The 19,622-nt window shown below is 39.1% G+C and carries 22 protein-coding genes; 7 read left to right on the top strand and 15 right to left on the bottom strand.

The features are described 5' to 3' along the window. Positions 1 to 135 precede the first annotated feature (135 nt). The 7 genes from aspA to MKY49_RS10300 all read right to left on the bottom strand — a co-directional run bounded on the left by aspA (position 136) and on the right by MKY49_RS10300 (position 5,641). Positions 136 to 1,554: an aspartate ammonia-lyase gene (aspA, locus tag MKY49_RS10330; protein WP_274797042.1), complete on the bottom strand. Its 1,419-nt coding sequence runs from the start codon at positions 1,552 to 1,554 to the stop codon at positions 136 to 138. 277 nt (positions 1,555 to 1,831) lie between these two features. Then, entirely contained in the window at positions 1,832 to 2,461 is a 630-nt protein-coding gene (locus MKY49_RS10325; RefSeq protein ID WP_274797041.1) for an NAD(P)-dependent oxidoreductase, read from the bottom strand. A gap of 69 nt (positions 2,462 to 2,530) precedes the next feature. Then, entirely contained in the window at positions 2,531 to 2,944 is a 414-nt protein-coding gene (locus tag MKY49_RS10320) for an Rrf2 family transcriptional regulator (protein ID WP_274797040.1), read from the bottom strand. A gap of 104 nt (positions 2,945 to 3,048) precedes the next feature. Next, entirely contained in the window at positions 3,049 to 3,255 is a 207-nt protein-coding gene (locus MKY49_RS10315; protein ID WP_274797039.1) for a thymidylate synthase, read from the bottom strand. Between the two features lie 44 nt (positions 3,256 to 3,299). Then, positions 3,300 to 3,563, bottom strand: a complete 264-nt coding sequence (locus MKY49_RS10310; RefSeq protein WP_341386150.1) for a hypothetical protein — start codon at positions 3,561 to 3,563, stop codon at positions 3,300 to 3,302. 105 nt (positions 3,564 to 3,668) lie between these two features. Then, positions 3,669 to 4,646: a thymidylate synthase gene (locus MKY49_RS10305; protein WP_341386149.1), complete on the bottom strand. Its 978-nt coding sequence runs from the start codon at positions 4,644 to 4,646 to the stop codon at positions 3,669 to 3,671. A 74-nt stretch (positions 4,647 to 4,720) separates the two neighbouring features. Continuing rightward, positions 4,721 to 5,641, bottom strand: a complete 921-nt coding sequence (locus MKY49_RS10300; RefSeq protein ID WP_312507300.1) for a hypothetical protein — start codon at positions 5,639 to 5,641, stop codon at positions 4,721 to 4,723. A 189-nt stretch (positions 5,642 to 5,830) separates the two neighbouring features. Here MKY49_RS10300 and MKY49_RS10295 point away from each other — a divergent pair, with 189 nt between their 5' ends. The 3 genes from MKY49_RS10295 to MKY49_RS10285 all read left to right on the top strand — a co-directional run bounded on the left by MKY49_RS10295 (position 5,831) and on the right by MKY49_RS10285 (position 9,041). Continuing rightward, entirely contained in the window at positions 5,831 to 8,023 is a 2,193-nt protein-coding gene (locus MKY49_RS10295) for an ATP-binding protein (RefSeq protein ID WP_312507299.1), read from the top strand. Then, entirely contained in the window at positions 7,998 to 8,624 is a 627-nt protein-coding gene (locus MKY49_RS10290; RefSeq protein WP_274797032.1) for a response regulator transcription factor, read from the top strand. The genes MKY49_RS10295 and MKY49_RS10290 overlap by 26 nt, the downstream gene beginning before the upstream one ends. A gap of 216 nt (positions 8,625 to 8,840) precedes the next feature. Further along, positions 8,841 to 9,041 carry a cold-shock protein gene (locus MKY49_RS10285; RefSeq protein WP_274797030.1) on the top strand — a complete coding sequence of 67 codons (201 nt, stop codon included), beginning with the start codon at positions 8,841 to 8,843 and terminating at the stop codon, positions 9,039 to 9,041. A gap of 126 nt (positions 9,042 to 9,167) precedes the next feature. On the opposite strand, the gene MKY49_RS10280 is transcribed toward MKY49_RS10285, so the two are convergent. Further along, positions 9,168 to 10,481: a hypothetical protein gene (locus tag MKY49_RS10280; protein WP_312507298.1), complete on the bottom strand. Its 1,314-nt coding sequence runs from the start codon at positions 10,479 to 10,481 to the stop codon at positions 9,168 to 9,170. Positions 10,482 to 10,631: 150 nt separating this feature from the next. On the opposite strand from MKY49_RS10280, the gene MKY49_RS10275 reads away from it, so the two are divergent. Next, a complete protein-coding gene (locus tag MKY49_RS10275; protein ID WP_322605015.1) occupies positions 10,632 to 12,161 on the top strand; it encodes an AbgT family transporter in 1,530 nt (509 codons plus the stop codon). Between the two features lie 12 nt (positions 12,162 to 12,173). Then, entirely contained in the window at positions 12,174 to 13,364 is a 1,191-nt protein-coding gene (locus tag MKY49_RS10270) for an amidohydrolase (protein WP_313469621.1), read from the top strand. Positions 13,365 to 13,936: 572 nt separating this feature from the next. Here MKY49_RS10270 and MKY49_RS10265 read toward each other — a convergent pair. From MKY49_RS10265 to ccsB, 3 genes are all read right to left on the bottom strand, one after another. Beyond that, positions 13,937 to 14,101 (bottom strand): hypothetical protein, encoded by a 165-nt coding sequence (locus MKY49_RS10265; RefSeq protein WP_341386148.1) that lies wholly within the window; start codon positions 14,099 to 14,101, stop codon positions 13,937 to 13,939. Positions 14,102 to 14,104: 3 nt separating this feature from the next. Continuing rightward, on the bottom strand, positions 14,105 to 14,311 hold the full coding sequence (locus tag MKY49_RS10260) for a hypothetical protein (RefSeq protein WP_341386147.1): 207 nt from the start codon (positions 14,309 to 14,311) through the stop codon (positions 14,105 to 14,107). A gap of 191 nt (positions 14,312 to 14,502) precedes the next feature. Further along, positions 14,503 to 15,687, bottom strand: coding sequence for a c-type cytochrome biogenesis protein CcsB (gene ccsB / locus MKY49_RS10255; protein ID WP_274797316.1), 1,185 nt, complete (start codon positions 15,685 to 15,687; stop codon positions 14,503 to 14,505). 310 nt (positions 15,688 to 15,997) lie between these two features. Between ccsB and MKY49_RS10250 the strand changes: the two genes are divergently transcribed. Next, complete coding sequence (locus tag MKY49_RS10250; protein ID WP_322605012.1) at positions 15,998 to 16,735, top strand: class I SAM-dependent methyltransferase; 738 nt, start codon at positions 15,998 to 16,000, stop codon at positions 16,733 to 16,735. Between the two features lie 14 nt (positions 16,736 to 16,749). Here the strand turns inward: MKY49_RS10250 and MKY49_RS10245 are convergent, their stop codons facing one another. From MKY49_RS10245 to MKY49_RS10235, 3 genes are read right to left on the bottom strand one after another with little or no spacing between them, the layout of a single operon-like run. Next, entirely contained in the window at positions 16,750 to 17,181 is a 432-nt protein-coding gene (locus tag MKY49_RS10245) for a GNAT family N-acetyltransferase (protein WP_274797024.1), read from the bottom strand. Further along, positions 17,169 to 17,666 carry a GNAT family N-acetyltransferase gene (locus tag MKY49_RS10240; protein ID WP_322605010.1) on the bottom strand — a complete coding sequence of 166 codons (498 nt, stop codon included), beginning with the start codon at positions 17,664 to 17,666 and terminating at the stop codon, positions 17,169 to 17,171. The genes MKY49_RS10245 and MKY49_RS10240 overlap by 13 nt, the downstream gene beginning before the upstream one ends. Then, complete coding sequence (locus MKY49_RS10235; protein ID WP_312507291.1) at positions 17,667 to 18,251, bottom strand: SMI1/KNR4 family protein; 585 nt, start codon at positions 18,249 to 18,251, stop codon at positions 17,667 to 17,669. 192 nt (positions 18,252 to 18,443) lie between these two features. Here MKY49_RS10235 and MKY49_RS10230 point away from each other — a divergent pair, with 192 nt between their 5' ends. Continuing rightward, a complete protein-coding gene (locus MKY49_RS10230) occupies positions 18,444 to 18,995 on the top strand; it encodes a GNAT family N-acetyltransferase (RefSeq protein WP_341386146.1) in 552 nt (183 codons plus the stop codon). 47 nt (positions 18,996 to 19,042) lie between these two features. On the opposite strand, the gene MKY49_RS10225 is transcribed toward MKY49_RS10230, so the two are convergent. Further along, positions 19,043 to 19,600 (bottom strand): histidine phosphatase family protein, encoded by a 558-nt coding sequence (locus MKY49_RS10225; RefSeq protein WP_445928403.1) that lies wholly within the window; start codon positions 19,598 to 19,600, stop codon positions 19,043 to 19,045. Positions 19,601 to 19,622 lie beyond the last annotated feature (22 nt).

The raw sequence follows: 19,622 nt of genomic DNA, 5'->3' as shown, positions 1-19,622 counted from the left end.
TCCTAAAAATCATAAAGAAAAGCTCTATTTTTATAAGAATAAAGACACAAAGCATTCCTTAAATCTCCGATAATTGTTCACAAAAAAAGACTATAGACAGCTTAAGTAGCATGTCTACAGTCTTGAAATCTAGATTTATTTTAATTTCATAATACTAGAACCAGCGATCCCTGGGTGTGTCATTTCATATGGATCTAAGATTAAATCTAATTGCTCTTTTGTTAAGACGCCTTCTTCGATACAAAGCTCACGAATTGAACGACCTGTCAGAATAGCTTCACGCGCTAAGCGAGCAGCTACTTCATAGCCGATATGAGGGTTAACAGCAGTTAATACCCCAACACTTTTCTCTACATATTCTTTCATACGCTCTTCATTTGCTTCAATATCTTTTAAGCAATTTTCCGTAAACGCACGGAAAACATTATTCATAATGCTAATCGATTGGATTAGGTTGAATACTAATACAGGCTCCATTACGTTTAATTCTAATTGTCCAGCTTCAGAAGCTAGAGAAATTGTATGGTCGTTGCCAATTACTTGGAAAGCAACTTGGTTCAGTACCTCTGGCATAACAGGGTTAACTTTACCTGGCATGATAGAAGAACCTGGTTGACGAGCTGGTAATAGGATTTCCCCTAAGCCTGCACGTGGACCAGAAGCCATTAAACGTAAGTCATTAGCGATTTTAGACATATTAATCATACAGATTTTTAAAGCACCAGATACTTCTGTGTAGGCATCTGTATTTTGTGTTGCATCCACTAAATGTGTCGCACCTTTTAATGGTAAACCAGAAATTTCAGCAAGATGCTCATCAACAGATTTAATGTAATCTGGGAAAGCATTTAAGCCTGTTCCTACAGCCGTTGCACCCATGTTCACATCATAAAGATTTGGACGTGTTTGACGAATGCGTACGATATCACGATTAATCACACGGCAATAAGCCTCAAACTCTTGTCCTAAACGGATTGGCACTGCATCTTGTAAATGCGTTCGGCCCATTTTAATAACATGAGCAAATTGCTCCGCTTTTTGATGGAAGACAGATTGCATATAATCCATCGTTTCAAGTAATTCATCTATTAAATTTAACACAGCGATATGGATCGCTGTTGGGAAAGCATCGTTTGTTGATTGTGACATATTAACATGACTATTTGGACTTACTGTGTGATAGTCCCCTTTTTCTTTCCCTAAAATTTCTAGGGCACGGTTCGCGATCACTTCATTGGCATTCATATTGATGGATGTACCTGCGCCACCTTGGATTGGGTCTACAATAAATTCTGCATCCCATTTGCCATCGATCACTTCTTGTGCAGCTTCGACAATTGCCTCACCAATTTCTTTTGATAATAGGTGTACTTCCATATTACTTAATGCAGCTGCTTTTTTCACTATCCCCATTGCTTTAATTAGTGAAGAGTGAATTGTGTAGCCTGTAATTGGGAAGTTTTCCGTAGCACGCAGTGTTTGAATTCCATAATACGCTTCTGCTGGTAATACGCGCTCACCTAAAAAATCTTTTTCTATTCGTTGTGTTGACATTATTGTCGTCTCCTTTTATGTAATACTCACACTTGATAGTAGCTAATAAAAGTCGTATTGTAAACAGTCATTTTTCTGTAAACGAAAAAAATCCTTCAAAAAAGCAAAAAATCCGCTAAAAACCGAGCATATTTTATTAATGGTCGAGCAATATTAGCCGTTATATTGTTCTTAGGTAAAGTCAAAATTAACTTAAATGGATTGGAAACATGAATTAAAAGTCAAAAAACCAATAAAGTTGTTCTCTTCGTCAACTTTATTGGTTTTCATTTCATTATTATTTATTTGATGTCACAGTAAAACGGCTGTTTTCATGTTGAGGTTGTTCTAGCTCATCCAATACAGCCACCGCATAATCGGCATAGCTTACATAGCTGTTACCAGCGTCATTTACTAATAAGTGGTCAATACCTGCTGTGTAGTGTCCTGTACGCGGGCCTTCTGGATCAAAAAATGCGGAAGGACTTAAAAATGTCCAATGAATAGAGGATTGTTGTAAATCCACTAGGTTTTGACCTTGATTTTGGGCTGTTGCCAAAAACATCTCTGGGAAATCAGGTGTATCCATAACACGCACTTTTTTCTCTGGGTCCACAAATAGACTGCCTGCCCCACCTACGACAAATAATTTTGTGTCAATTCCGTTGAAAATTGCAATCAAATGACGACCTGCTTTTACATGTAACTCCTCTTGACCTGCTGGTGCACCAAATGCATTTACCACCACATCAAAGCCCTTCACATCTTCTTGCGTTAATTCAAAAACCTCTTTTTCAATCACTGGAATAGAGGCTGTTACCTTTGCTGCCGAACGAACGATGGCTGTTACTTCATGACCACGTTGTAACGCTTCCTCTACTATTTTTTGTCCTGCTTTCCCTGTTGCACCAATCACTGCTATTTTCATTCAATTTTCCTCCTCAAATATAGTTGTAACTATTTTAGTTACAGGTTGGATACAAAAGATCATCTCCGTCTAAATACGAAGTTGATCTAGCACGTCCTGAAGCGTCTGTGCTTGTAATTGCTCCTCCATTGCCTGCCAAACAGATGTATAAACCCCTTCCAATGTATGTTGGATTTTACGTCCCACTGCACACGCTGGATTAGGCTCATCATGAATCGCAAAAAGCTGCTTTGGCCCATCCATTGCTTGATAAATGGCTAACAATGTTAAATCCTTTGGCTCAACTAATAGCTCGTAGCCGGCCATCCCAGATCGTGATGAAAGTAAGCCCGCTTTTTTTAGGACACCAATCATACGTCTCACCACAACCGGATTTGTATTCACACTGCCAGCAATAAAATCGGACGTTAATAGGCTTTTATCAGATGTTGTGGCAATGAGCGAAAGTATATGGATCGCCACCGAAAATCGACTGTTCACCATATGAATCACCACCTGTTGTAACCATTATAGTTACAGGTGCAGAAAAAAGTCAAGCACTGTCACCTGTAAATATTGTTTCCCTTTAACTATTTCCCATGCATGACTTATATTTTTTTCACATAAATCACTAATTCTTGACGGATTTGTCCATTGTCCTCATAAAAATCTAAATTGTGAAATTCATATTTAAAGTGACCTACTGGAAATGTCACACTTTCTCCCTGAGCAGCTGCCAAAATACCCGCTACATCCTGTGAGACCATATGTAATAATTCTTCCCCTGAAAATGAATCGATAAAAATTACGTTCATAAAAAACACCTCCACAGCCATTATAGCTTAGAAGGCGCTTACATTTATAGTGTTTCTTTATAGCCTTTCAGCCGAATCTCCTCAATGATTTGCATCATCTCTAGGACTTGCTGCTCTGACAATTTTGCAGTATTAACAGAAAACATTTGTTGCTCCAAACCAATTTTTTGTTCTAGATGTCTTGGATGTGGTTCACTTTCTTCTGCTTGAAGTACTAGTGTATTCTTCACAACTTTCACCTCTACCATTATGTTGACGAACGCCATTGTTCCAAATAATGCTAATAATACCATAATTAATATAATCAACTTCTCTTTAACTAGTCATCTAACTATTTACCCGTTTACTAAAATGATTAGTAAGAACTAGATGAAAGCAAGAAAAAACAGCAACCATAATGGCTGCTGCTAGTATTATACGGCAATAGGAGCTTTAATCGTAGGATGCGGATCATATCCTTCAATAGATAAATCCTCAAGCTCAATATCAAAAATCGATGTTTTATTCGGATTGATGTGTAATGTTGGTAGGTCTCTTGGCTCACGTGAAAGCTGTTCCTTAACTTGCTCCACATGGTTTGCATAGATATGAGCATCCCCAATGCTATGAATAAATTCACCAACCTCGAGTCCACATTCATGGGCAATCAAATGAGTTAATAAGGCGTAAGAAGCAATATTGAAAGGACAGCCTAATAATGTATCTAAGCTTCTCTGCATTAACTGACAGCTTAATTTACCATCAGCTACATAAAACTGGAACATGACATGACATGGCGGTAATGCCGCTTTACTGCCCTTTGCACCCGCATTAATGACATCCTCTGGATTCCATGCATTGACAATGATACGACGTGAGTCAGGATTATGCTTAATTTGATCAATGACATCCTGTAACTGGTCAATGCTTTCTCCATTAGAGGTTGTCCAATGACGCCATTGTTTGCCATAAACATTGCCAAGATCTCCGTACCGTTGTGCAAAATCATCGTCTGTTAAAACACGCTCACAAAATGAGGCAAGTTCTTTTTGATAGAGGACATTAAACGATTCGTCCACTAAACAACGGCGACCAAAATCCGTCATATCAGGGCCATTATAATCGTCTGATTCTACCCATTTTTTAAATGCCCATTCATCCCAGATGTGATTATTATGCTGTAATAGATAACGAATATTTGTATCCCCTTTTATGAACCATAGCAATTCACTCGCTACAAGCTTAAAAGGCACACGTTTTGTTGTTAATAGTGGAAAGCCTTTGCTTAAATCGAAGCGCATTTGGTAACCAAAGACACTGTATGTACCTGTCCCTGTACGATCCTCTTTTTTCGTGCCATGTTCTAATATATGTTGTAGTAAATTTAAGTACGCCATTTCTGGATGCGTCATTTTTCTTCAACAGCTCCTTCAAGTTTGTTGTTGACCATTATACCATTTTACAGCGTATTTTCGTACGTCTATTATTAGCTCGAATGGTAGGAATTCTTGTTGTTAAGCTCCCGGGAGATTTCACTCTCTGCCGTGACGAAAAAGCTAGGAAGTAAAATAATATTGAGTAAAATAGGTCCAACGATGACTAATAAATCGATGCCAGGGCTGAAGTAAAGCCCGAATGCTGTAATAAGGCCAGTCATCACAAGAAAGATGATTTGGGCAACAATAATTAAAATTGGTAGTAATTGATACAGATAATTCAGTTTACGGAACTGATGCATATTGTCTGGATTTTGAATGATTTTTCTTTTTAAGCGTCTCGACAAAATGAGACAAGCAAGCAATTGAATACCAATAAAACTAAAATAAATGACACTGTATACTAATAATTGATTTTTCTGAATCGTACCATTAAAATGACCCACCCTTTGGTTCAATAAATCGTCGACTGCGCCCTCATATATATATTCGCGCTCACTTAAAAAAGTAAAAGGCTCCATAAAGCCAAGTGCCGTCCAATCCTTTGTATTGACAGTCCAATGGGATAACTTACTCGCTAAAATACGCAATTGAATAGGATCCTGTTCCCCAAACATCCCAAGTAAAATACGATAAGGAATCGATACCTTCAGCTGCCCATCTTGCTTTTCTTGAAATAAATCCCCTATGTAAAAGGTGTAAGCAACATTTGAATTATTCGCCTCATAATGAGCTTCTTCAATTTTCCAATGACTAGCTAAGGAAGCTTGAATGCCATTCCTCATTTCAGTGTAGGGTATATCCTTATGTAAACGCTTCGGAATTTTATAAACAAAATGATTATCACTACCGATGAGACAAATTTCCACTTCGACTTTCTCTTGATCTACCGTTTTGGCTTTCGTGGTCAACGGACTCATGATCATAGCGATGAGGAAAAACACAATAAGTGATAAAATGCCTTTTTTCACGCAATAGCCCCCCTATTCGTCACAATGATTAAATTTACCCTATCATAGCCATGTCCGAAAACACTATTTCGTTATTCCGAAAAAATAATAGTGGTTTTCCGAAACGCGTCATTTCGGTATTCCAAATTTATCAATAATTAGCGATAATATATAGGAGATTATTATCATAAGCAAACTTGAGGTTTCATAATGAAAAAATGGACATATAGTATTTTTCTTACCTATTTTATACTTGGCATTTATGTATTAGCCATTGCAATCAAGTCGCCCTTTATTAGTATGAGCGTTGATATAACAAATGGACAACCTGTCTTCATCGATAGCTACTATCCTCAATGGGCACAGCAAAAAAATATTAATAAAGGGGACATCGTTCTAGCCATTGATGGAGAGCCGACTTTGGAAGACCGCTCTGTTCAGCTATATTCCATCATTAGAAGTGCCCATACATTAACGATTCAAAAACCTGATGGGGCGATTCAAACCATTGCTGTAAAGCATCGAGATATGCCGGAAGAATTATATTTACAAATTTTGTTTCCTATCTTTTATTTTCTTTTAGCTTTCGTTGTTGCACTTTATTTATGTCAGCGTAATAAAAATAATCTATCCACTTTTTTATTGATTCTATTTTTATTAACCTGTTCCCTGGCCTACATTAGCACAGGCGCTTCTGCAAGAGGGAATGTCATTGGCAAGTTTGTCATCGGCATATGTATTATTTTATGTATGGTTCTCTTCCTTCACTTTTTACAGCATTTTTTCAACTACTTACGAATTAAATGGACCTATATCGACAGTAAATGGCTATATCTGTTTCCACTTATCATTCCGGTCTGTGATTTACTAGGAGAATTTTTGCCAACCGTTCGTGAGTTGACACCTCTCTTAAACTTGAGCTTATTTGCTATTCTTGTGCTCTATGCTATTTATATTTTATTAACGAGTTACTTACGGACGAAACTAGCTAAAATCCGTTTGATTGCCATTGCGTTTATTGTGCCATTTTTACCATTTTTATTGTTTTTCGTGACACCTGAAATTTTAGGACATAAGCCGTTATTACACGCCGAAATAGCTGCTTTATTTTTATTATTTATTCCATTCTCATTTCTGTTTATTCAGGTGAACGAACGATTATTTGATATTGAATACCAATTATCCCGTTTACGCTATTATTCAACACTGGCCTTTTTCAGTGCCCTTCTAGCCACAGCAGGGATTGCGCTATTATTTTTAGGCGAGCTTTCCATTGTTCATATGACAAGTATTTTTTTACTGCTGTTTTTGGTTATCATTGCTAGCTTTTATGTAAAAGAACGCATTGATTTTAAGTATCGAAAAATTATCTTTTCTTCCACTGGAAATTATGTACATAATTTATATGCGGCGGTTCATCGTATGGGGAAAGCAAAAAACCAGCAAGAATTATTAGACCGTTTTAAATATGAAATTACCGAAAAACTAGGCACGACAGCCTTTCATATCTGTACGATAACAGAAGATTCCCCACAGCTTGCCAGCTCCTATACGCGGCTGCTGCTACATGATGCTGGTGAGGAAAAAATTATGTTAGAGATACAACATACCTTACAAAAGGAAGAGCTGCTTTGGTTAGAGTTGCTCGCGCTGTATGTGTCCATGTCCATCAATAATTTACAGCAAATTGAGGATTTAGTTCGTGACATACAGCAAATTAAAAACACCAGTGATACACCGCTTCATTGGCTCGATAAATTGCTGTGGAATATTATTGAGAAAGAAAAAAGTATTTTAGCACAGGAATTACACGATACCATTTTGCAGGAGCAGCTGCATTTAGCTAGAGAGCTTGATGTTCTTGCTGGCTCACCTACTATTAACAAAGGAACCGTGCTGGATATTCGTGAGCAACTATTAAATGCGACGAAGGACTTACGAGAATATTGCGAGAACTTAAGTCCCCCTCTACTAGATACCTTCGGCTTACAAATAGCCTTAAAAAAACTGATTCAAAAGGTAAAGATACGTGCCGACTTTTTATTAGATGCTCGAATAGATCAGGTGCAATTCCAGGATGTAACCCTCCATCTCGTGGTCTATCGTCTCGTTCAGGAGCTTTTCAATAATGCAATCAAGCATTCCGAAGCAACGGAGGTCTCGCTCCAATTACAAGCAGTTCCTCATGGCTTTATCCTTCAATATGATGATAATGGGATAGGCTGTGACATAGACGATTTGATCCAGTCCTCTGCATCCATGGGCATTAATGGCATTCGCGAACGTGTCCGTGCTTTTAATGGTAATATTACCATCCAATCTAGCCACAATGAGGGCATGCATATTTTTATACAAATACAAGAGGACGGGGATTCATATGATGAACATACTTATTATAGATGACCATCCTGTCGTTTTAGATGGTACAAAAACATTGTTACAGGATTTAGCCAATGTCAAAATCGAAACCGAACAGGATAGTGCAGCTGTTTTACCAAGAATGGATACCGAAGCTTTCCAGTTATTCCTAATTGATATTAATATGAAGCCAATCAATGGCATTCAATTATCAGAAATGATTAAGAAAAAACAACCTGAAGCACTCATTATTCTTTATACAGGCTACGAGCTGTCCGATTATTATGAGCTACTCATTGAGAAAAAAATTGATGGCTTATTATCAAAGCTTGCAACGAAGGAACAGGTGATTCAAACGATCCAAGCAGCGCTAAGAGGCGAAATTTTGCTGGCAGCCGATTTCTTAGACTTTGTCCAGCAACGTACCAACCTACCTAATGTTCAACAAGAGGTATTATTAAGTGATAAAGAACAGGAAATATTACAGCTCGTTGCACAAGGCTGTACGAACAAAGCCATTGCCTCAGCTATAGGGGTCACTCAGCGCACGGTAGAAAATTATTTATCGAAGCTATTCGTCAAACTGAATGTTGAATCACGAGCAGAGGCCGTCATTGTGGCCAAGGAAAAAGCATGGATTGATTAATTTCATTACCATTTGATGACAAATGTAAAATTTCTTTTACTAAAAACGGAATATACTGGATATACAAACAATTCTGTACTATAATAAAGGTAATAATTACATTACTTCGTTGCGATGATTAAAAACGCGTATACACAAGGAATACAAGCTTTTGAATACGTTTTTTATATGTGATGGAAGCAATTGATTGTTGAATTTTTTTGGGAGGGTGTTTACATGACACAAGGAACAGTAAAATGGTTTAACGCAGAAAAAGGTTTTGGCTTCATCGCAGTTGAAGGTGGCAACGATGTATTCGTACATTTCTCAGCGATCCAAGCAGATGGCTTCAAAACTTTAGAAGAGGGCCAAAAAGTAGAATTCGGCGTAGAAGAAGGAAGCCGTGGACCTCAAGCAACGAATGTAGTGAAACTATAATCTTCACTTAACATAGACGTGCATCAAAAAGAGACATCCTACAATGGATGTCTCTTTTTCATGTTTCAAGGCTATATCATGCAAGCTCCAAGGAACTCTCCACTAAGCCCCTTTTTGATAGTAATTTTAGTTAATATCCTTGTTCGTTAAAGTAATTTGATAATACTTTTTTGGGCGCCCACGTGTTGAAGAGGTATTGCTTGGCAATTCGTGTGCTAAATTTTTTTCATGGAGCTGCTTTAAAATTCGGTTTGCCGAGCGGACTGTTATGCCAAGATGAGTGCTGAGCAATTCGCCACTGACGATAGTGGTCGTTAGCTTTTCCAGCATAGCGTCAATTTTTTGTAATTGTAATAAAGGAATGTCATAGGTAGTGCTTAACGTTTTTAAGTATTGTTGTTTTTCATCGTCAAACTGTAGCTTTGTTGCATATAATAAAGGTCCGATTTCTCGCGTATTTTCAATTATATAGCCCTGTGTTTCCTTTGAGGAGCAGAGGGTTGCGGCTTTTTTAGCAAACTCCTGACTTTCAATAAGAGAGTCACCAATCCCCCACCCTATTTTGACAGGAAAGGATAGCTTATCATTTAAAAAATCAACTAACTGACAATGTGTATATTGATCTGTTGTAGATAAGAATTGCTGATATGTCGTGATAATCGCAAGGAATGAAGCCTCTCGATGCACGATAAACGAAGAAGCATATAGTTGTTTGAAATCTAAAATTGCTTTATATAAGGCGATTTGCCGATATTCTAAGTCATCTAGATTCGATTTGTCTATCGGAATTAAAATATGTACAACAACGACTTTGTTTTGATTAAGCTGGCGAATTTGAAGCTGTTTGACAAAATGATCCAATGTTAATTGCATGGCATACAGAGATGGGTAAAAAGCAATAAACGGTATGTTTTGAAGCGCTAATCGTTCACGTATTTCTGCAATGCGTGTAAAGCTTAGCTCAACCTTGTTTTCGTTATGCAATTGTATGTGCCATTCTGCAGCTTTGTCGATAATATCACTACTAGCGAACTCGCTCATTGTTTGGCTAAAAAGAAACGGTTTTTCACCTATCGACCATTCATGAATACCAAGATAGCCGTTTTCCTCATAACAAAAATCGATGGCGATACGATTCATAGCTATCTTTTTCTCATAAAAAAGCTCCGTAACGGTACGGTAAAAATCACGCTCTGAAATATCGAAATAATGCATTGGTACTGTTACTTCTTGAAAATAGCTTTTAGCAAAGAAATAAGGAATCTGCCCGCTAAAAAGTGCTCCATCTCCCCCATCTAAATGCTTCTCTAAAAGCTCATGTAAATGTGCATTATCGTTATAAGCATAGTAATGAAATTTACAAAAAGCGGGTTTAATTTTTTCAAGTTGCTGAACCCAAGAAAGCGAACGTTTTGCGGTAAAAACATTAATTTTATACATACATATATCTCCTTATTGAAAAATAAATATTGAAAATAGTCAGAAAATATGGTTTCTTTGTATAAAGGACATAGATTTTTAATGTCTTAAATTACAGACATTCATTTTTTAAAGAATAAGTCTAATAAAGTATAAAAGGAGATGAAATTTATGCAAGGGAATTCACAAACAATTAAGAAAAAATCTTGGATTGACAACATGTTAGATAAAATCGAACGTGCAGGCAATAAATTACCAGACCCAATCACGTTATTTATTATTCTAGCAGGTATAGTACTAGTTTTATCATGGGTTCTATCTATGCTAGGTATTTCAGCAGTTCAACCCGGTACAGATGATGTCATTGAAGTCAAAAACCTGCTAAGTCAAGAAGGACTCATCTTAATTTTAACGCAAATGGTATCGACATTTACAGGCTTTGCTCCTCTAGGGCTAGTTATCGTGACGATGATTGGTATTGGTTTAGCTGAGCAAACAGGGCTAATTTCGGCTGTCATGAAGAAGATCGTGATGTCAGCACCGACAAAGTTAATTGTTCCTTTTATTATTTTTACAGGTTTAGTTGGAAACTTAGCTGCTGACGCGGCATTTATCATTTTACCACCTATTGCAGCTATGATTTTTATGAGTATTGGTCGCAATCCATTAGCTGGTTTAATTATTACATATGCAGCTGTAGCTGGAGGCTTCAGTGCCAACATTTTGATTAGCTCTCTCGATGTATTATTACTAGGAATTACCGAATCAGCAGCACATATAGCAGACCCTACGTATACTGGTCGTGCAACGATGAACTACTACTTCTTAATTGCTTCGACGTTTTTACTAGTCATTATTGGCACGTGGGTTGCGAAAAAGTTTACAGAGCCTCGCTTCGGTACGTTTAACGGAGAGGTTGAAAAGCTAGAGCCATTGACAGCCCTAGAAAAACGAGGATTAAAATGGGCTGGAATCGTAACGCTAGCTTATATTTTAGTCATTGCTATTACAGTTATTCCATCGAATGGGCTTTTACGTGATCCTGAAACAGGCGGCTTTTTAAATTCACCTTTCATGTCAGGCATTGTACCCATCATGTTATTCTTCTTCCTATTACCTGGGCTTGCCTATGGTATTGCAGCGAAGGAGGTTAAAAACGATAAAGAAGTTGCGGAGAAAATTTTTAAATCCATCGCTGATATGGCACCATTTATTGTATTAGCTTTTGCCGCTTCACAAATGATCGCCTTCTTCAACTGGAGTAATATTGGTTCTATTTTAGCCATTAAAGGGGCTGAGCTGTTACAAGCATTAAATTTTACAGGTTTACCAATGATGATTGGCTTTGTTTTAATTTGTGCATTTGTTAACTTATTAATCGCCAGTGCATCAGCCAAATGGGCTTTGCTTGCACCGATTTTTGTTCCGATGTTCCTCTACTTAGGTTATACCCCAGCGATTACACAAATAGCCTATCGTGTAGGGGATTCGATTACAAATCCAATAACGCCGATGTTACCGTATTTCGCGATTCTTCTGTCGTTTGCAAAGCGCTACGATAAAAATATCGGTATCGGAACACTTATTTCCTCTTTATTACCGTTCTCGGTATTCTTTGCAATCGGCTGGATTATCTTATTTGCTCTTTGGTTCCTATTCGGTTTACCGCTAGGACCTGGTGATTATATTTACTTAAAATAAGGAGTGTTTTACATGACAGCATTACAACAACAATTAGCAGAGTTATTAAAGCAATATGAGGAAGAAATGATTCAGCTTCGTCGTCATTTCCATGAAAATCCTGAACTTTCCTTCGAGGAAGTAGAAACGCCGAAAACAATCGCAGCCTTTCATCGCGCCTTAGGTCATGAGGTTCATGAAGGTGTAGGTGGCAATGGTGTTGTGGCAAAGCTAGTAGGTGGTAAACCCGGGAAAACCGTAGCGTTACGCGCGGATTTTGACGCCTTAGCCATTACAGAAGAAACAGGCTTACCTTTCCAATCAAAAATTAAAGGTCGTATGCATGCTTGCGGACATGATGGACACACTGCCTCCCTGTTAATTTTAGCGAAGGCACTCAACAAAATGAAGGATGACCTAGCAGGAACTATCGTCTTTATTCATCAGCATGCAGAGGAGCTGGCCCCAGGTGGAGCTATTTCAATGATTAAGGACGGCTGCCTAGAAGGTGTCGATGTTATTTTTGGTACACATTTATGGGCTCCAACTGAACTTGGAAAAGTACAAACAGCGAAGGGACCATTAATGGCTGCAGCAGATGGTATTTATATAACAATCAAAGGCAAAGGTGGCCACGGTTCCAACCCAAGTGACACCAAGGATTCCATTGTTTTAGCGGCACAGTTTATTACGAATTTACAGCAGCTCGTGGCACGTCGCGTCAATCCATTACGTCCAGCAGTAGTGTCGATTGGGCATATCGAGGCCCTCAATCCATTCAATGTCATTGCTGATCAAGTGTATATGAAAGGTACTGTACGCACTTTCCACGAGGAAGAGCGCAGTTTGCTAGAGCGTGAAATTGAAGAACTATTAAAGGCCACATGCTATTTAACAAAAGCAGACTACGAATATGAGTTTGTACGAGGCTATCCACCTGTAGTTAACCATGAAGCAGAGACAGAGCATATTATGGAATCCGCAGAGAAAATTGCAGATGTAGCAGCTGTTGAACTGGTTGACCCTAATATGGGTGGTGAGGATTTTGCCTATTACTTAGAGGAAATCCCAGGTGCCTTCTTCTTTACAGGCGCAAAAAATCCAAATTGGGAGGAAGTATATCCTCACCATCACCCGAAATTCGATATCGACGAACGCTCCTTACGAATTGCTGCCAACGTTCTAGGCCAAGCAACATTAGACTACTTTGCAAAGCATAATTAAAATTAAGAGGACGAGATGCATGCAGCATCTCGTCCTGTTTTTGTTGAGAAGCGGAGGATTTAAGAGGTTCTCTTCGGGGTGAAGCGGTTCTGCCTTGCATTGGTGTGATTTCCTGATTTGGTGGAGCGGTTCGGTCACTTTTTGGATCACTTCCAACTCACTTTGGAGCGGTTTCCTCACCTTTTGGATCACTTCTCACTCACTTTGGAGCGGTTCTATCACTGTTTGGATCACTTCCAACTCACTTTGGAGCGGTTCCCTCACCTTTTGGATCACTTCCAACTCACTTGGAGCGGTTTCCTCACCTTTTGGATCACTTTCCCCTCACTAATGAGCGGTTCAATCACCTTTTGGATCACTACTCACCCGATTTGGAGCGGTTCGGTCACTTTTTGGATCACTTCCCACTCACTTTGGAGCGGTTCCCTCACCTTTTGGATCACTTCCAACTCACTTTGGAGCGGTTCCCTCACTAGTTCGATCACCTCTCACTCGCTTTGGAGAGGTTCTATCACCTTTTGGATCACTTTCCCCTTACTAATGAGCGGTTCAATCATCTTTTGGATCACTACTCACCCGATTTGGAGCGGTTCCCTCACTAGTTCGATCACTTTCACTTCACTTTGGAGCGGTTCGGTCACTTTTTGGATCACTTCCAACTCACTTTGGAGCGGCTCGATCACTTTTTGGATCACTTCCAACTCACTTTGGAGCGGTTTCCTCACTGTTTGGATCACTTCTCATTCACTTTGGAGCGGTTCGATCACCTTTTGGATCACTTCCCACTCACTTTGGAGCGGTTCGTTCACCTTTTGGATCACTTTCCCCTCACTAATGAGCGGTTCAATCACCTTTTGGATCACTTTCCCCTCACTATTGAGCAGTTTCCTCGCCTTTTGGATCACTTCCCACCCAATTTGGAGCGGTTCGTTCACCTTTTGGATCACTTTCCCCTCACTATTGAGCGGTTCCCTCACCTTTTGGATCACTTCTCACCCAATTTGGAGCGGTTTCCTCACCTTTTGGATCACTTTCCCCTCACTAATGAGCGGTTCCCTCACTGTTTGGATCACTTCTCACTCACTTTGGAGCAGTTCTCGCACTGGTTGGTCTACTTCCAAGCAAGTGCTACTCTAAATTAAGCATAGGAATGTAGGCCGGCAATTACTAGATTGACGAAGACTTGGTTGAATACGATGATGCCGAAGCCGATGATGGCTAGCCAGGCTGTTTTCTCACCTTCCCAGCCTTTGGATAGTCGGAAATGGAGAAAGGCAGCGTAGAATAAAAAGGTAATCAATGCCCAAACCTCTTTTGGGTCCCAGCCCCAATAGCGACTCCACGCAATTTGTGCCCAGATCATAGCAAACAATAGGCCGCCTAATGCGAATAAGGGGAAGCCGATGACGACAGCACGGTAGGATATTTCATCCATTAATTGGGGCTGCACTCGGCTTGTCCATGGCTTTAATAAAGCACTAATAGATTTTCTTGTAATTAATCGAATGACAGCGTATAAAATCGTACCGACCATAAATGCCCAAACAATGGAATTTAACTTTTTGGCATCAATTTTGTTCGTGATTTCAATCATACCGACTGCTTCACCATTTTCTGTGACCGCACCTTTTGTCACAATAAGTGGCATCATCGAGTAAACGGCTTGTTCTGACTGTCCCTGCGCATTGTCAAATTGTACTTTGACATCGTCTGAGGCAAAGCTAAATGTCGTGGAAACACCGATAAAGCCGATGACCACAACTAAACAATATAAAACAAATTCTAGACCGTATGTACTGATGGATTTCTTCGAGACATCCAACGTTCTTAATAAATAAATCAAACCTGTAGCAAAGGACACTGATAAAATTGCACTAGAAAAGGCAACTGTCATAACATGAATAGTTAGCCAGTGGCTTTGCAGTGAAGGAACAAGTGGTGATACTTCCTTCGCGAAAACGCTTCCATATCCAAGGATGATTAATGAAACCGGAATAGTAAATAAGCCCACTACAATTTGTTTATAGAGGAAATGAATAATTAAATAACTTCCTGTCAGCATAATGCCAAAGAATGTCATAAATTCATACATATTACTCACAGGTGCATGATCTACAGCCATCCATCTCACCACAAAATAGACGAGCTGTAAAGCAAAGGCTACATACGTGAGAAACAGTCCTAGCTTGCCGAATAATTTGCCCTTTGATTTGACCGCAAGTCCTAATGGCACAATTGCAATCAGTAGTAAGATAAAGGCAACAAATAAAGAATTGCTACTAATAGATAATAAGGTTTCTTGATTCACATGAATCCCTCCCATGTTCTTTTTCGGAATTTGCTTCCAACTAATAGGAACGATACAAGATTGCAAGAGGTGCCATGTTTTCCCTGTAAATATTTTTATTTTTTCGAATTGTTACAAATTGGTGAAATAGCAGGAGAATTGAAGGACGTAGAGCATAACAAAAAACCATCTAACTGTAAATAGATGGTAATAGAAAAAGTGATATGCCTCTATCTACATCCTACAAAAAATTGCAAAAAAAGTCTATTTCTTTTTCGCCTCCCATGGGAAAATAATGATGCGCACAATTGACATAACGTTATGTTTCACAAATTGGAGGTTTTCCATGAAACAAAATATTTATGATAATCCGATATTTTTCCATCAATACAAAGCATTAAGGCAAAAGGAATTGAATTATAATCGTCTGTTGGAGCAGCCCACAATGAAATCTTTACTACCACCATTAACGAATAGCGACATTCTCGATATCGGCTGTGGTATGGGTGAGTTCGCCAAATATTGTATCGACCATCAGGCCAAGCATGTGACCGCACTGGATGTTTCTAGTAATATGTTGGCAATGGCGAAACAAGAGCATGCCCATCCGCAAATTGACTATCAGCTACAAGCAATCGAGGATTATGAAGGGCCTTCCTATAGCTTTGATTGTATAACAAGCTCCCTTTCCCTTCATTATGTTAAAGACTTCGATGCGGTTATTGACCGAATAGCTCGAATGCTACGTCCTAACGGTGTTTTTGTTTTTTCTGTCGAGCATCCGATTGCTACAGCTCGTCAAGCAATGGAGGATAATTGGATTTATGATAACGAGCATAATCGTCTTCACTATGCAATCGATCATTATCATGAAGAGGGCTTGCGTGAGCAGACATGGCTCGTGGAAGGGGTTGTCAAATATCATCGTACCATTGCGACGATGATCAATACATTGATTGCCCACGGGTTAACCATTGAGAAAATAGTCGAACCTCTTCCTAGCAAAGAAGCTATCCTTCAGCTTCCTTCCCTTGAAAAGGAGCTACGCCGTCCGTCCTTTTTATTTATAAAAGCTAAAAAATAAGTAAAAGTCTCACCCTACTCCTGTGGTGAGGCTTTTTTTACATAAATAATTTCTGGATCCCCTTCATCTAAGTTGTCAATAAAGCCACTTTTAATAAACCCTAAGGCTTGAAATACTTGCTGCATGCTTGTATTGGATTGATTAGTAGAAGAAAATACCTTTGGTGTCCTCGCGACTTCCAAATATGCACGCATTAAGCTAGTCGCCACCCCTTTTCTCCGCTCGGAAGGCTTGACAATCACTAAAGAAATAAAGCTATGACCAAAAAAGTCGTTATTAAATAGTAGAAAACCCGCAGCATCCTTATTAGCTTGATACAAAAGGCAGCGTTGCTCTTTAATAGCTTGTTGAATTTCATGGCTTCTTGATTGATCGCCAATTACTTCTTGATCAATCGCACAAAGTACCTGTAAGTGCTCCATTCCTGCTTCTATTATATTTTGCATTTATCATCATCCTTCATGGAATAGCTCATCACCTTAATCTCATCTTGAAATCCCATGACCCGTCTTCCCTCATCCACAAATCCGCACTTTGTATAAAGGGCTTGTGCCGCTTTATTTGGTACATTTACACCTAGCACAAGCTCATTTATATGAGGGAAATGCTGCCGCACAAAATCAGGTAACAATTGTAGTGCCTTCTTGGCATAGCCTTTACCCTGCTCGTAATAATCAGTAGAAAATGAACGGATTAACAATGCCTTATCATTAGAAGTATAAGGCTTGACCCCGTCTTTTTCATGTAGCACAAAAAAGGTTACCAGCTTGTCTTCTTCCATGGCTAAAATAGCATGCCGACTGTGATCCTGCCTAGCGAGTTCAATATTTTCCTGTGGTGACTTTGTATAGCGGAGCTGCTCATCTGTTATTGTATATTCTTCTATTAAAGATTGCGCACTATCCTCATAGAACATAAGCTTCATGGACATTTAGTACTCCTCCTCGTAAATAGCTGTAAATTCGTAGTCCTCTTCTTGAAGCTGCTGTAAGTAATCATCAAAGGAGGAGGCAATGACCTCAAAGCTATCTGGATCATGCACATAACGAACCACTTGCCCTACTTGTCCCGCTTCATTTGGTGAAAAATCAAGAAACAGGCTAGATGTTCCACCATTATTCATGCAATCGGCAAAGCATAATCGTTCATTTAATGGCACATGCATATTGATTTTTCCGTCGACTTCGACATACTCCAAAAACTCTTGATAACGTTCATATATTGATTCTCGATTGTCATGATAATCTTCAATGATTTGTTCAACGGATTTCAGATAATACGGGTAGTCACCTAAATCGGAACCTAGGACAAGAACACAGATTGTTTCTTGACCATGCTTACAATAATAGGTACCATTGACATCCTGAAGTAATGCTAGTAAGGACTGCGGACAATCCGGAAAAACTTCAAGCAATGCCTGAATTTGTGTATCTGTTGCACCAGTTGCACGCTCTAATTGTCGTTGTTCCTCTTCAGGTAAGTGTTGGAGTAAACGTTGAAAATAGCTAGTACGCATTTTAATCCCTCTTTCTATTAAACTTATTTTTTACATTAATATACTTTTACTATTCCGTCATGCTACTATGGAAGTATTCATGAAGAAGGAGTTGTGCCTATGAGTGCGTTCAATGCAGTAGACGTTCAAGTTTTATCAACAATCAAAGGGTTGTAACGCTACTTGCAGCCCTGATACAAGGGAGAATAACAAATGGAACACTATGTCAACACATTTCTAACTGGTCAATCAGTTATGCTACAGCAAATGGCTTCTACTGATTTAGAAGGCTTCGTAGCCAACGAAAGTGAAATAACTACATTGCTTCTTGCCAATGATGATATTCCCTTTCCTCAAACGAAAGAGGATCACACTGCATTCTTTCATAGTATAAGTGGAAAAAAGGAGGAATTCTTTTTTGGCATTTATGAAAAGGACTCCCATCAACTGATTGGCTCCTGCGGTGTTTTTTCCGTCAACTGGCAAAACAGCACTTGCTCTGTAGGCATTGCAATCGGAAAAGCGTGGCAAGGCAAAGGATATGGTACTGATGCAATGAAAACACTCATAGATTTTATTTTTCAATACATCGCTGTACAAAAAATCAAGCTTCAGGTTTTTAGCTTTAATCAGGCAGCTATTCGCTCCTATGAAAAATGCGGCTTCACAAAAGAAGGTACTTTACGCCAAGAAATTTTTCGCTTCGGTACATTTCATGACATCTTATTGTTTGGCTTACTACGCTCGGAATGGGAGAAAAATTAACCAATAACTACAAGAGAGATACTATGGTTGCTGTAGTATCTCTTTTTTTATTCCTCTTGCCATATGCGTGTTACTTGCTGTAGTGCTAAACCTTGGAATGTTAGTTTATAAATATCCGGCATCGTAAGCTGCTGCCAAAATGCGTAATCATAGCGGGCATCAAAGTATTGCATCATCAATACCATGATATTGCCATGTGTCCCTAAAACAAGGCTCTCCTGTGGATGGGTAAGAATGATGGATTGCAAGCTCTCGACAGCACGTGCCGTCGCCTGTTCATTTGACTCCCCACCCTCCCACGCAAAGCTTGGCTCCTGCCACACTCGCTGAATAGCTGCATGAAAATCCGTCATCGCTCCACTTGAAAGCTGCCGTTCTTTTAAAGCATCCACGGTTTGTATGGGTAGATGATGAGCATGCGCAATGCCCTCCACTGTTTGAATTGCTCGACGATATGGACTAGCATAGATTGCTTCAATTTGTTTCTCTTTAAATAATTTTGTAACACGCTCCGCATCCTTTATCCCTTGCGTCGAGAGAGGTCGGTGATATTCATCCACTGAATAATGTGCATGAGCATGTCTTACAAAATACATAACAGTCATCCTATTCTTTTCATCTCCCCTG

The organism is Lysinibacillus sp. FSL M8-0134 (assembly GCF_038069745.1).
GTDB lineage: Bacteria > Bacillota > Bacilli > Bacillales_A > Planococcaceae > Lysinibacillus > Lysinibacillus irui.
Note: the sequence above shows the minus strand (reverse complement) of the source record. Positions and strands in the feature narration are given on the sequence as shown.